This is a genomic window from Ochrobactrum sp. A-1, from assembly GCF_022488005.1.
GTDB lineage: Bacteria > Pseudomonadota > Alphaproteobacteria > Rhizobiales > Rhizobiaceae > Brucella.
Window position 1 is genome coordinate 1,311,731 of record NZ_JAKVQC010000004.1, and the last position, 13,561, is coordinate 1,325,291.

A 13,561-nucleotide genomic window follows, 5' to 3' on the forward strand; every position below is an offset into this window, starting at 1 on the left:
TCAACACGCTATTTCAAAAGCTTACACAACACTTGCTACTCAGAAACTCTCTTTCAGCCATTGGCTGACACGTTGAATGCGCCCACCCGTACCGGTCATGAGACCGGAGGAAGCCGCTTTCACCGACCGCTCTTCTATCCCGGCCACCTGCGGGTAAATCAGAAGTCCAACGGTCGCGGCAAAAGCTGCCCCCTTAGCCGCCTCAGGCAATCCCGCTATTCCTAGAGGACGCCCGATTCGTACATTTCTTGCAAGGATTCGCCGGGCCGCCTCTGGCATACCTGGCAGCTGGCTTGCGCCGCCGGTCAGAACCACACGCTTGCCGACAATATGTCCAAGACCTGACTGGTTGAGCCTGTCGCGCACCAGTTCCAGCGTCTCTTCCACTCTTGCACGGATAATCCGCGTCAGCACCGAGCGCGGATATTGATTGGGTACATCACGCTCATCGTCGCCGATGGGCGGCACTGAGATGAGATCGCGGTCATCGGCCGCGCTCGGCAGAGCGGAGCCGTACATGACCTTCAGGCGCTCGGCATCTTCCATCCGGGTGGAGAAGCCGCGAGCCACGTCCATCGTCACGTGATTGCCGCCGATGGCTACTGCATCGGCGTGAATGAACTTGCCTTCGGAGAAGACGGAAATCGTCGTCGTGCCGCCGCCCATATCGATGCAGGCCGCACCCATTTCAGCCTCGTCGCCGACCAGAGCTGCAAGACCGCTGGCATAAGGCGTCGCTACGATGGCTTCCACCGACAGGTGGCAGCGATTGATGCAAAGTTCCAGATTGCGCAACGGCGCCGCATCGGCAGTCAGCACATGCATGTCGACGCCAAGGCTGTCGCCCAGCATTCCGAGAGGATCGCGAATACCACGTTCACCGTCGAGCGTATAACCGACAGGGAGCGAATGAACGAGGTGACGCTCGGCTGCGAGCGCCTGCTTGGCACCAGCGGCCAGAACGCGGCGAATATCAGTCTGCTCGACTTCATGGCCGCCCAGATTGACGCTTGCCGTGAAGGTTTCGCTCTTGAGGCGACCGGCTGAAATATTGACGATCAGGCTATCGACGGTAAGGCCAGCCATGCGTTCTGCTGCATCAACCGCAAGACGAATCGACTGCTCAGCCGCATCCAGATCGATGATGACGCCGGACTTGACGCCGCGCGAACGCTGATGGCCTATGCCCAGCACTTCCATACGATGCGTGCGACCTGGCAGCAGTGCGCCGCCTTCATGCGGACGCAACCGTGCGATGACGCAGGAAACCTTGCTCGATCCGACATCCAGAACCGTTAACAGGCGCACTTTGCGCCCTGCAGTTCCGCCTTGTGATGATCCCTTGCCGCCCAGAATACTCATACGCGCTTCCCCGTGCGGGATAGTTCTTTTTTACGCTCTGCCAGAAACTTCTGGCGCTGCTCCATGCCAGTTGCCGTCAATTGGACCGTCACACGATCATCGAGACGAAGATCGACCGCAGCGATATCGCGCGACAGAAGATGCTGGTCCTGATCGAGCTTTTCGACCTGCGCCAATGCCTTCAGCGGATCGGTTTCCGGCAGCATGATGCGCACGCCATTATCGAGAAGCAGATCCCAGCGTCGGTCGCCAACGCGGATATAGGCGCGAACCTTTCCGGCCAGACCGGGATAGGCAGCAATCTCGTCGACGAACCCTTTGACCTTCTTTTCCGCGCCTTCACCCACGACGAGCGGCAGCGAATTGTAACGGCCGGAACGGAACGGAACGATCGTGTCGCCAGCGGCGTCGATCAGCGACAGGTCCTTGTCGTTCTGCCAAATGGCGAACGCCTTGCGTTCATGCAGCGAAACAAGAACGGTGCCGGGATAAACCTTGCGAACTTCTGCGCTTTCAACCCAAGGCAGCTTGTCGATGGACTGGCGCGCTTCTTCTGCACTCAACCCGACAAGAGACGTCTCGCCGTCGAGATCAAGCTGGCCCAGAACATCAATATCGGAGGTCTCGTTGTTTCCAACGACCTTTACATCCTCGATTGCAAAACCGAGCGTGGAAGCAGTCGCCTTGACCACCTCCGGCGTGTGACCGCCAACCGCCATGCCATAAAGGCCGGTAGCACCGAGGAAACCCAGCATGCCGACAGTGCCGGCATGGCGCGGAATATTAACATTGCCCTGGAAAAGGCGGACGGCAAAGCGGAACGGCTTGCGCAGGAAGCGCGGCAGGACAAAAGCGGCACCCATCGCTCCCGATGCATCCCGCATCGGGCCCGAGCGCCCATATCCGTCCGATTTTCCGTTCAACGCAAACAAGACGCGTCCTCCACCATCCAACTCAACAATTCACCGAAAGAGATACCAGCAGCTTTGGCGATATCAGGCACGAGCGAGGTAGGAGTCATCCCCGGCTGGGTATTGATTTCCAGCCAGATAACTTCGCCATCTTCAGAGAAACGATCATCGAAACGGAAGTCTGACCGGCTTACGCCCCGACACCCGATTGCCCGATGCGCCGTAAGGGCCATTGTTTGTATTTTTTGGTAAATATTTGGTAAAATTTTTGCCGGACACACGTGAGAAGACGCGCCTGCAACATATTTTGAATCATAGTCGTAGAACTGATGCCCTACCGGAATGATCTCGCACACGTCCATGACGCGATCACCCATCACAGCGCAGGTCAATTCCCGACCGGGAATGTATTGTTCGACCAGCACCTCGGCACCGTAATTCCACTCAGCCGAACTGATGATTTGCGGAGGATGCGCCTGATCCTCCTTAACGATCACAACACCAAAGCTCGAGCCTTCACGGACCGGCTTGACCACGTAAGGTGGCTCCATCGGATGCTCTGTACCGATTTCAAAACGGTTGAGCAGAAGCGAGGGAGCAACAGCAACGCCAGCAGCAGCCGCAACCTTCTTGGCGCGATCCTTGTCCATGGCAAGTGCCGAAGCGAGCACGCCCGAATGGGTGTAGGGAATCTGGAGATATTCGAGAACACCCTGAATAGCACCATCTTCACCGAAAGGACCATGCAGCGCATTAAACGCAACGTCAGGCTTCAGTTCGGCAAGAACGCTGGCAACATTGCGGTCCACATCAACACGCGTCACGCGATAGCCGCACTCTTCAAGGGTCGCAGCGCAAGCCGTTCCGGAGGACAAACTGACCGGACGCTCCGAAGAGAAACCGCCCATCAAAACGGCAACGTGCTTTCCCGTCATGTTAGCATCCCCTCTGCGCAATCCCCTGCGCATCAATTAAACAGAATCCGAGCAACCCAGCAGCACAGGCCGCAGGCACCCGCGGCAGGAAAATCCTGCCGAATCAAATCACTGTGTGGTTAACCCTAAAGAATCAGAGGATTGATTCCGTGACAAGACCCTATAGGAAGGGACGAACCTTACGCGTCGCTTGTGAAGGCAAAAAAGCCCGGAATATCAGGTAGAAAATCCGGGCAACTTTTTTATCAAAATTTTCCAAGAAACTCTTCAACCGGCTCACCCTCGCGGAACAAACCAAGACGTTTGATTTCCCAATGAAGGCGAATACCCGAATTTTCGAAAACTTTGGCGCGTACCGTTTCGCCCAAAGTCTCCAAATCATGCCCCGTTGCGGTGCCTGTATTGATCATAAAATTGCAGTGCATTTCGGACATCTGCGCGCCGCCGACACGCAAACCCCGACAGCCTGCCTTGTCGATTTCCTTCCAGGCCGACGTGCCTTCCGGATTCTTGAAGGTCGAACCGCCCGTCTTTTCGCGCACCGGTTGCACCGTCTCGCGATGGTGCTGCACCTCGTCCATGGCCTGCCTGATTGTATCAGGCTCGCCCGGATTGCCTTCGAACAATACGGAAGTGAAAATCAGATCCGGTGAGGCTGAGGAATGACGATAGGCGTAGCCCATATCGGCATTGGAAAGCACATGCACCTCGCCCTTTCGATCAAGTGCACGAACTTCCACGACGCGCTCGCGTGTTTCCACGCCGTTTGCGCCTGCATTCATGCGCAAAGCGCCGCCAATGCCGCCGGGTATGCCGTGGTAGAAATGAAAGCCAGCCAGCCCCGCTTCCAGAGCCGCTGCGGCCACACGCTTGTCAGGCGTCGCCGCCCCGGCCCGCAACTGCGTATCGGAAACCTGTTCAACTTCGCCGAAGCCTTTTGCAGAAAGCCGCACGACGAAGCCGGGAACACCGCCATCGCGTACGAGCAGATTGGAGCCGATGCCGACAACGAGAATCGGTATCTCTTCCGGCACGGCTTTCAGAAATGTGGAGAGGTCTTCTTCGTCGGCAGGCTGAAACAGGACCTGTGCCGGTCCGCCAGCGCGGAACCAGGTAATCTTGTCCATACCGGCATCGGGTGTCAGCCGACCACGCAGGCCCGACAGTTTGCCGTCGAGCTTCTTCAGAAGCGTCTCGCCGCTTTCCATCTTACTTCTTACCCTGCTCAGCCAGTTCCTTCGGCAGTGCATATGCCCACTGCGTAATATTGCCTGCGCCGAGGCAGACCACGAAGTCGCCCGGCTCTGCAATCGACGCAACCAATGGTGCCAGCGCCTCTGGACCACTGGCATAGCGCGCATCGCGATGACCTGCGGTCTTGATGCGCGATACGAGCGCTTCGGAATTGACGCCTTCGATCGGGTCTTCGCCTGCCGTATAGACCGGCGCCACGATGACCGTATCGGCATCGTTGAAACATGCCGCGAATTCATCGAACAGGCTTGCCAGACGCGTGAAACGGTGCGGCTGCACGATGGCAACCACACGGCCTTTCGTGGCTTCACGCGCGGCTTTCAGCACGGCGCGGATTTCAACCGGGTGATGGCCGTAATCGTCGAATATCTCGACGCCGTTCCATGTGCCTGTATGGGTAAAGCGGCGCTTCACGCCGCCGAACGAGCCGAGACCGCGACGAATATCGTCGGCAGAGATACCCAGTTCGTGCGCAACAGCGATTGCCGCCGTCGCATTGGATACGTTGTGCTGGCCCGGCATCGGCAGACGCAGATCCTTGATCTCGGTCGCCTCGCCCTTGCGGGAGCGGATCACGACATCGAACAGGCTCGCCGCACCATCCATGCGGTGATTGACAAAACGCACATCGGCCTGCGGGTTTTGGCCATAAGTCACAATGCGGCGGTCTTCGATGCGGCTCACCAGAGCCTGCACTTCCGGATGATCGAGGCACATCACGCCAAAGCCATAGAAGGGAACATTCTCGACAAACTGCGCGAAAGCCGCACGCACTGCATCGAAATTGCCGTAATGGTCGAGATGTTCCGGATCGATATTGGTGACGACCGCAATATCGGCAGGAAGCTTGAGGAACGTACCGTCGCTTTCATCCGCTTCCACCACCATCCAGTCACCGTCGCCCATGCGGGCATTGGTGCCATAGGCGTTGATGATACCGCCATTGATAACGGTTGGATCGAGGTGCCCGGCATCAAGCAAGGCCGCAACCATCGACGTCGTGGTGGTCTTGCCATGCGTGCCGCCAATCGCGACCGCATGACGGAAGCGCATCAGCTCGGCCAGCATTTCGGCGCGGCGCACGATGGGCAGCAGCTTTTCGCGTGCCGCAACCAGCTCGGGATTGTTTTTCTTGATTGCAGTCGAAACGACAACCACTTCGGCATCACCGATGTTTTCAGCCTTGTGGCCGACAAAGACCTCAATGCCTTTTTCACGCAGGCGCTGTACATTGGCGCTGTCGGACTGGTCAGAGCCCTGCACATGATAGCCAAGATTATGCAGCACTTCGGCAATACCGCTCATGCCGATGCCGCCAATTCCGATGAAATGGACAAGCCCGATATTCAGCGGCATTTTCATGGCCGAGTTCCTTCTTTAAATTCCTGAACAGATTTACCTGCTGCAATAGCCTCTGCCAGATCAGCAAGCAACCGCGCTGCATCCGGCCTACCAACGCTTTTTGCAGCTTTTGCTTGTGTTTCGAGGCGTTCGGGCTCATTCATCGCCGTCTGGAGTATCGTGGCCAAGCGTTCGGGCGACAATTCCGACTGGCGGACGACCTCGCCACCGCCGACAGCCGCGAGCGCTGCCGCATTCGCCGCCTGGTCATGATCGAGCGCATGCGGAAACGGCACCAGCATCGCCGGGCGACCGATCACCGTGATCTCGGAAACAGTCGAGGCACCGGAACGCGAAATCACAAACTGGGCATCCGCCATGCGTGCTGGCATATCGTTGAAAAACGGCGCAACATCAGCGGGAACACCAAGTTTCTTATAAGCTTCCCGCACGGCGGCTTCGTCTTCCTTGCGCGCCTGTTGGGTAATCAGCAACCGCGCCCGGTCTTTCTCTGGCAGCAAGGCCACGGCAGCGGGAATGGCTGTCGAAAAGAACTGCGCGCCCTGGCTGCCGCCAAAGACCAGCAGGCGAAACCGTTCATCCGCCTTGACCGGCTTGTAAGAAGTCTCAGCTGCGGCCAGAACTGGAGGACGCACCGGATTGCCGGTCGTGACCGTCTTTTTAGCATAGGCCCCGCCGGTTTCGGGCAGGAAACCACCAGCAATTGCTTTCACGCGACCTGCAAGCCCTTTATTGGCGCGGCCCATGACGGCATTCTGCTCGTGCACCATCGTCGGGATATTCATGTTGCTCGCGGCATAAAGCGGCGGCAGCGTCGGATAGCCACCAAAGCCCGCGACGAGTTTGGGCTTCAGCCGGCGGAATAATTTACGGGAATCGAGATTGCCCTGCCACAGCGACCAGAACGTCTTCAGGAGCGCTATCGGATTCCGGCCCGCAATTGTTGCCGAACGAATGACATGAACATGGTCTTCCGCGAAGGCACCCGCGAAACGCTGCGCGCGCGCATCAGTCGCCAGATGGACGTCCCAACCACGTGTCTTCAATTCATGCGCCAGCGCTTCCGCCGGAAAGAGATGGCCGCCCGTTCCACCGGCGGCCAGTACGATTACGCCTTTTACCATCGGCTCCTCACAGCGCAGGAATGCGTTTGCCCATATCGACACCGCTACCGACCGTATGGGTCATCCGGGCTTCTGGACGGCGGCGCGTCAGAGCCAGAAGAATACCCATCGTGATGGCGATGGCGATGAGCGAGGAACCGCCATAGGAAATGAACGGCAGGGTCATGCCCTTTGCAGGCATGAGATGCAGGTTCACGGCCATGTTGATGATCGACTGGAAGCCGAACAGAATGACAATCCCCGAGACGGCCAGACGGGTGAACGGATCACGCTCGCGCAGCGCAATCGAAAGACCGCGCACAACGATGAATGCGAAAAGCAGCATGATGATCATGCACAGAATGATGCCGTATTCTTCCGCCGCAACCGAGAAAATGAAATCGGTATGGCTGTCCGGGATGATGCGCTTAATAGTGCCTTCGCCCGGACCTTGTCCGAACCAGCCGCCGCGCAGGATCGCTTCACGACCGGCATCAACCTGAAACGTGTCGCCCTCGCCGGTCAGGAAGCGATTGACGCGCCCCGAAACGTGATCGAACACAAAATAGGCTGAAACACCACCGCAAACAGCAAGACCACCCAGGACCAGAATCCAGAACATCGGCAGGCCGGCGAGGAAGAACATGGCACCCCACGTACCTGTGGTCAGCATGGTCTGGCCAAGGTCAGGCTGGAGAACGAGCAGAGCGGCAACAGTGCCGAAAAGCAGCATGGCTAGAAAATTGCCGGGCATTTCGCCACCGCGTTCCCGCTCTGAGAACAGCCAGGCGCAAACCACCACAAACGCGGGCTTCATGAATTCCGACGGCTGGATGGAGATGCCCGCCAGATTGACCCAGCGCCGCGCACCCTTCACCTCGATGCCGAAAAACAGTGCGGCAACCATCAGCACGAGTGAAATACCAAGCAGGATCAATGCAAATCGCCTGATCTGACGCGGCGAGAGAAACGAAACGCCGATCATGACACCAACTGCCGGAACCATGAAGAAAATCTGGCGTTCTACGAAATGGAACCCGTCGAGGCCAATACGCTGGGCCACGGCAGGACTTGCGGCGAATGACAGCAGAATGCCAAGCCCCATCAGGGCCAGACATGCAGCGAGGAAGAAGCGGTCTATTGTCCACCACCAATTGGCGACAGGACCGCGATCGACACGGCTTACCATCAGCTTTTTCCTCCTATAGGCTCAACACCCGGAAGCGCCAGAACAGCGCTGCGGAATGCATCGCCACGTTTTTCAAAATTCTGGAACTGGTCGAAGCTCGCGCAGGCGGGTGACAATAGCACGACTGGCTCGGGAGCAGCATCGTTACCGGCATCGTGAGCCGCGTGTTCGACGGCGACCGCAAGCGTGTCGGAAATCTCAAACGGCGCTGCATCGCCGAGCGTTGCCGCAAACTGTGCTGCGGCTTCACCAATCAGATAGGCCTTGGCAATCCGCGGGAAGAACTCTGCCAGCGACGCAATTCCGCCAGCTTTCGGCACACCGCCTGCAATCCAGTAGATGTTTTGCGGGAAGGACGACAAAGCAGGAGCTGTTGCTTCCGCATTGGTCGCCTTGGAATCGTTGACGAACAAGACTTTCCCGCGATGCCCGACCTGCTCCATGCGATGAGCCAGACCAGGGAAACTCTTCAATCCGGCATGTATCTCTTCAAGGCTTAAGCCCACCGACAGACAGGCAACTATAGCCGCCAGCGCGTTCTGCGCATTGTGCGCGCCACGCAGCGAACCGATGCCTTCCAGCGAAGCGATTTCATCGATTTCGCCATCCTGCGACCAGAGCAGCTTTGCGCCGTCAGCAAAATAACCTTTGCCGAGGCGCTTTTCCTTGGAAATCCGCACGACATTTACGCCGTCACGATAGAGCCGGTCTGCAATGGCTTCGCAATAATGATCGTCAACGCCGACAATTGCCGTATCGCTCGCCACCACCAGACGTTCCTTGATCGCGGCGTAATTTTCCATCGAACCATGACGGTCGAGATGATCCGGCGTCAGATTCAGCAGGATGCCCGCCGTCGGGTTCAGCGAGGGCGCGAGATCAATCTGATAGGAAGAACACTCGACCACATAAAAGCGATCTGCCTGCGGCGGCTCCAGCGTCAGGATTGCCGTGCCGATATTGCCGCCCAGTTGCATATCCCGGCCAGAGGCCTTGATGATATGGGCGATCAAAGCAGTCGTCGTCGATTTGCCATTGGTGCCGGTAATGGCGATGAACGGGCAGTCGGGAGCAATATGATTGCGCTCGCGGACGAACAGCTCCACATCGCCGATGATTTCGACATCTGCGGCATGCGCCAGATCGACAGTCCAGTGCGGCTTTGGATGGGTCAGCGGGACGCCCGGCGAAAGCACGAAGGCCGCGAACTGCGACCAGTCGGCCTGCCGTAGATCACCTGTGGCAATACCCGCGCTCTGGGCACGGGCAACGCTGTCTGGATTGTCATCCCAGGCAATGATCTTTGCGCCGCCCGCAAGAATGGCCTTGGCGGTCGCAATGCCCGACCCGCCCAGTCCGAAAAGGGCGACTGTCTTATCCTTGAGGGCGGTGATCGGGATCATTCGATATGCCTGTTATCTGAGCTTCAAGGTGGAAAGACCGATCATCGCGAGAATGATCGCAACGATCCAGAACCGGATCACGACCTGGCTCTCGGTCCAGCCCTTCTTTTCGAAATGGTGGTGGATAGGCGCCATGAGGAAGACGCGCTTGCCGGTCAGCTTGAAGGAGCCAACCTGAATGATGACGGAGAGCGCTTCGACGACAAACAGGCCGCCGATGATCGCGAGAACAATTTCATGCTTCGTCGCAACTGCAACCGTGCCCAGCATACCGCCCAGCGCCAGCGAACCTGTATCGCCCATGAAGATAGCCGCGGGAGGCGCGTTGAACCATAGGAAGCCAAGTCCCGCGCCGATAACAGCGCCGAGAACCACGGCAAGTTCACCTGTGCCTGGCACGAAATGGATCTGCAAATAGTCGGCGAAGATCGCATTACCGGAAAGATAGGCGATGAAGCCGAAGGAGGCTGCAGCCACCATGACCGGCACGATTGCAAGCCCGTCGAGACCATCGGTCAGGTTTACGGCATTGCCTGCGCCGACCATGACGAAGGCGGCAAACGGAATGAAGAACCAGCTCAGATTGACGACGAACTGCTTGGCAAACGGGAATGTCAGTGAAGAGGAGAACGGCTCCTGCCCTGCCCGCATGATGACGAAAGCGGCAATAGCGGCGATCAGGAATTCGATGCCAAGACGCGCCTTGCCGGAAAAACCCTTGTCGGACTGCTTCGTCACCTTGAGATAATCGTCATAGAAGCCGATGGCGCCGAAACCTATCGTAACCAGCAGAACAACCCAGACATAGACGCTGGCCAGATTGGCCCAGAGCAGGCACGACACAAGAATGCCGGTCATGATCATGAGGCCGCCCATGGTGGGCGTACCGGCCTTCTTGAAGTGGGTCTGCGGACCGTCAGCACGGATCGGCTGGCCCTTCCCCTGACGCACCCGCAGCGAATTGATGATCGACGGGCCGAACAGGAACACGATCAGCGCCGATGTAATCATCGCGCCTCCGGTGCGGAAGGTAATGTAGCGGAACACATTGAGCGGTGTCATATGTTCGGCGAAGAAGGTGAGAAGCATCAACATGTAGAGAAAAATCCCTCAAATACCGCTTACTCCGCGGGTTCCACCGGCGGAAACTGGCGGATCAGAGCCTTGACTATTTTGGAAAAGCCGATCCCCTTCGACGATTTCACCATGATGACATCGCCCGGACGGACCGCCTTGATCACCAGAGGCAACAATTCGTCGGTGCTTTGCCTGTACTCGGTCTGAATTTCAACCGGCAAGGCATTTTTAAGTGCCGACATGTCCGGTCCACCGATAAAAAGCGCATTCACTTCGGCATCCACAATCGGGCGCGCCAGATCGGCATGAAGTTTGCCCGACTGGCGGCCAAGCTCCAGCATGTCCCCCAAAACAGCAATGCGACGGCCACGCGAGCCTTCCGGTGTTGTCGAATGCAGCAGCGACAGGGCTGCGCGCATCGAGGTCGGGTTCGCGTTGTAGCTTTCGTCAATCAGCGTGAACGTTCCCTCGGGATGCTGAAGCACATGGCGTGCGCCGCGACCACCTTCGGCGGAAAGCGTCGCCATGGCCATCATCACCTTGGCAATATCAGCCCCGACCAGATCAGCGGCACCGAGAACAGCAAGCATATTCTGCACGATATGACGGCCCGGCATGCCAACCTTGACCGCAGCTTCATGCGTGCCGATCTTCACCGTCATGCACGAGCAGGTAGGATGAAGCTTCACTTCGCGCAGGCGGTAGTCGGAACGGGCATTTTCCCCGAATGTGGCAATGTGTTCGACACCGGCCTTTTCGGCCAGTTCTTCCAGTTGCTTGAAGCGTTTGTCGTCCCGATTGAGAAGCGCATAGCCACCCGGAACAATGCCTTCAAAAATTTCCGCCTTGGCGACAGCAATTTCTTCCAGATTGGCGAAATGACCGAGATGTGCGGGTGCGATCAGCGTAATCAGCGCCACATGCGGACGCACCATCTTCACCAGCGGACGAATTTCATCGTGGTGGTTCATGCCAATTTCGAAGACACCGTAATCGGTATCAGCTGGCATGCGTGCAAGCGTCAGCGGCACACCCCAATGATTGTTGAACGACGCCACTGAGGCATGAACCTTGCCAACTTCCGAAAGCACATGACGCAAGGCTTCCTTGGTCGTCGTCTTGCCGACGGAACCCGTCACCGCAATGATCTGTGCCTTCGAGCGCGCCCGCGAAGCAATGCCGAGCTTGGTCAGGGCCTCAAGCACATCCTCAACGACGATCATCGGCACTTTTGAATTGCCGAATGCGGGCAGACGATGCTCGGCCACCACAAGAAGACCCGCACCGGCGGCCATGGCAGAGGTTACGAAGTCATGCCCGTCGAATTGTTCGCCCTTGATCGCGAAAAATGCCTCGCCGGGTTTCAGCGAGCGGCTATCAATGGAGATACCGGTTATACCAGCAGGAAGGTTGCCGAAGGGCCTGCCTTCCATGGCTTCAACCATATCGTTGGACGTCCAGAGCCAGTCACTCATTCCGAGCGCTCCTCAAGGCGGGCAGCAAGTGCTGCAGCAACTTCCGCATGATCCGAGAACGGCAGGGTAATATTGCCGACAATCTGCCCTTCTTCGTGCCCCTTGCCTGCAACGACCAGTGTATCACCCGGCTGCATCATGGACACGGCGGTGAAGATCGCTTCACGACGATCACCGATTTCGGTCGCACCCGGCGCTGCCGCCATGATTTCGGAGCGAATTTGGGCTGGAACCTCCGAACGCGGATTGTCGTCCGTGACGATCGCCACATCCGCCAGTCGCGAGGCGATCTCGCCCATGATCGGACGCTTGCCCTTGTCGCGGTCGCCACCGCAACCGAAAACCACGATCACCCGGCCCGTCGTAAACGGGCGCACGGAAGTCAGAACATTTTCCAGTGCCTCGGGCTTATGGGCGTAATCGACATAGGCCGGGGCGCCATCTTCCGTCGCGCCGACGAGATCGAGTCGTCCCGGTGCGCCTTTCAGGAGCGCCAAGGCACGCATTGCAGCTGCTGCCGGAACGCCCGTAACCATGGCAAGCCCGGCGGCAACCAGCGCATTTGCGACCTGAAAATCTCCGGCGAGCGGCAGTTCGATCTCAAAAATCTCGTCGCCGATGCGCACTTCGACATGCTGGCGGAAACGCTCGTGTTCCACGCGCTTGAGCGCAATGAAATTGCCTTTCCGGCCAACCGTTTTCACGTCGCATCCGGCAAGCGTTGCCGCTTCGATGGCCTGCGCCGAGAAATGATCGTCGGAGAAGATGATGGCTGGCGCGCCCTTCGGCAGCAACGTATTGAAGAGGCGCATCTTCGCACCAAGATATTCTTCGATGGTCGCGTGATAATCCATATGGTCGCGACCGAGATTGGTGAAGGCACCGGCAGCGAGCCTGACGCCGTCCAGACGGCGCTGGTCAAGGCCATGCGATGAGGCTTCCATAGCCGCATGAGTCACACCTTCATCGGCAAGTTCTGCCAGTACACGATGCAGTTCCACCGGATCGGGTGTGGTCAGCGAATTATAGTCACTGCGGGTCGGCGAGAATACGCCGGTCGTGCCGATATTCGCCGCAGGAAAACCGGCATAGGCCCAGATCTGCCGGGTAAAGGACGCAACGGAAGTCTTGCCGCTGGTACCTGTAACGGCAACCATAACTTGTGGCTGCTTGCCATAGAACTGCGCCGCAGCAACTGCCAATGCAAGGCGGGGATCATCGACATGAAGAACCGGCACACCTGCATCAGCGACAGCCGTATCCTTGCCTGCGATAATGGCGCTTGCGCCGCGCTTGACAGCATCGGCGACAAAAGCCGCACCGTCCGCTTTCACGCCCTTTAGCGCTGCGAAAAGAAAACCGCGTTCGACCTTGCGGGAGTCCGACGTAACGCCGGTGATCTCCACCTCACCGGCATTGCCGGAGGCCAGTTCCTTAAAGAGAGCGATTTCCTTCAGTTTCATGGTCATACCAAATCCAGATTCAGTTGT

General features: G+C 57.9%; 11 protein-coding genes. All 11 read right to left on the bottom strand.

All coding sequences use genetic code 11. From position 1 onward, the window contains the following. Positions 1–39: 39 nt before the first annotated feature. On the bottom strand, positions 40–1,362 hold the full coding sequence (gene ftsA, locus MKS82_RS15865; protein WP_010659734.1) for a cell division protein FtsA: 1,323 nt from the start codon (positions 1,360–1,362) through the stop codon (positions 40–42). Further along, positions 1,359–2,294, bottom strand: a complete 936-nt coding sequence (locus MKS82_RS15870; protein WP_109989777.1) for a cell division protein FtsQ/DivIB — start codon at positions 2,292–2,294, stop codon at positions 1,359–1,361. The genes ftsA and MKS82_RS15870 overlap by 4 nt, the downstream gene beginning before the upstream one ends. Next, positions 2,282–3,208: a D-alanine--D-alanine ligase gene (locus MKS82_RS15875; protein WP_109989776.1), complete on the bottom strand. Its 927-nt coding sequence runs from the start codon at positions 3,206–3,208 to the stop codon at positions 2,282–2,284. Before MKS82_RS15875 ends, MKS82_RS15870 begins: the two co-directional genes overlap by 13 nt. A 245-nt stretch (positions 3,209–3,453) precedes the next feature. After that, on the bottom strand, positions 3,454–4,416 hold the full coding sequence (murB, locus tag MKS82_RS15880) for a UDP-N-acetylmuramate dehydrogenase (RefSeq protein WP_109989775.1): 963 nt from the start codon (positions 4,414–4,416) through the stop codon (positions 3,454–3,456). A gap of 1 nt (position 4,417) precedes the next feature. Beyond that, entirely contained in the window at positions 4,418–5,824 is a 1,407-nt protein-coding gene (gene murC, locus MKS82_RS15885; protein ID WP_109989774.1) for a UDP-N-acetylmuramate--L-alanine ligase, read from the bottom strand. Further along, positions 5,821–6,948: an undecaprenyldiphospho-muramoylpentapeptide beta-N-acetylglucosaminyltransferase gene (murG, locus tag MKS82_RS15890; protein ID WP_109989773.1), complete on the bottom strand. Its 1,128-nt coding sequence runs from the start codon at positions 6,946–6,948 to the stop codon at positions 5,821–5,823. Before murG ends, murC begins: the two co-directional genes overlap by 4 nt. Before the next feature lie 7 nt (positions 6,949–6,955). After that, a complete protein-coding gene (gene ftsW, locus MKS82_RS15895) occupies positions 6,956–8,116 on the bottom strand; it encodes a putative lipid II flippase FtsW (RefSeq protein WP_109989772.1) in 1,161 nt (386 codons plus the stop codon). Continuing rightward, positions 8,116–9,519: a UDP-N-acetylmuramoyl-L-alanine--D-glutamate ligase gene (gene murD / locus MKS82_RS15900; RefSeq protein WP_109989771.1), complete on the bottom strand. Its 1,404-nt coding sequence runs from the start codon at positions 9,517–9,519 to the stop codon at positions 8,116–8,118. Before murD ends, ftsW begins: the two co-directional genes overlap by 1 nt. 12 nt (positions 9,520–9,531) lie before the next feature. Next, positions 9,532–10,614, bottom strand: a complete 1,083-nt coding sequence (mraY, locus tag MKS82_RS15905) for a phospho-N-acetylmuramoyl-pentapeptide-transferase (protein ID WP_061346004.1) — start codon at positions 10,612–10,614, stop codon at positions 9,532–9,534. A gap of 26 nt (positions 10,615–10,640) precedes the next feature. Then, positions 10,641–12,071, bottom strand: a complete 1,431-nt coding sequence (locus MKS82_RS15910) for a UDP-N-acetylmuramoylalanyl-D-glutamyl-2,6-diaminopimelate--D-alanyl-D-alanine ligase (protein ID WP_109989770.1) — start codon at positions 12,069–12,071, stop codon at positions 10,641–10,643. Next, entirely contained in the window at positions 12,068–13,540 is a 1,473-nt protein-coding gene (locus MKS82_RS15915; RefSeq protein WP_109989769.1) for a UDP-N-acetylmuramoyl-L-alanyl-D-glutamate--2,6-diaminopimelate ligase, read from the bottom strand. Before MKS82_RS15915 ends, MKS82_RS15910 begins: the two co-directional genes overlap by 4 nt. Positions 13,541–13,561: the final 21 nt, after the last annotated feature.

Bases quoted from the DNA above. Each gene is read 5' to 3' on its own strand.
- ftsA (WP_010659734.1), bottom strand. From the start codon at position 1,362: ATGAGTATTCTGGGCGGCAAGGGATCATCACAAGGCGGAACTGCAGGG.
- MKS82_RS15875 (WP_109989776.1), bottom strand. From the start codon at position 3,208: ATGACGGGAAAGCACGTTGCCGTTTTGATGGGCGGTTTCTCTTCGGAG.
- murB (WP_109989775.1), bottom strand. From the start codon at position 4,416: ATGGAAAGCGGCGAGACGCTTCTGAAGAAGCTCGACGGCAAACTGTCG.
- murC (WP_109989774.1), bottom strand. From the start codon at position 5,824: ATGAAAATGCCGCTGAATATCGGGCTTGTCCATTTCATCGGAATTGGC.
- murG (WP_109989773.1), bottom strand. From the start codon at position 6,948: ATGGTAAAAGGCGTAATCGTACTGGCCGCCGGTGGAACGGGCGGCCAT.
- ftsW (WP_109989772.1), bottom strand. From the start codon at position 8,116: ATGGTAAGCCGTGTCGATCGCGGTCCTGTCGCCAATTGGTGGTGGACA.
- murD (WP_109989771.1), bottom strand. From the start codon at position 9,519: ATGATCCCGATCACCGCCCTCAAGGATAAGACAGTCGCCCTTTTCGGA.
- mraY (WP_061346004.1), bottom strand. From the start codon at position 10,614: ATGTTGATGCTTCTCACCTTCTTCGCCGAACATATGACACCGCTCAAT.
- MKS82_RS15910 (WP_109989770.1), bottom strand. From the start codon at position 12,071: ATGAGTGACTGGCTCTGGACGTCCAACGATATGGTTGAAGCCATGGAA.
- MKS82_RS15915 (WP_109989769.1), bottom strand. From the start codon at position 13,540: ATGACCATGAAACTGAAGGAAATCGCTCTCTTTAAGGAACTGGCCTCC.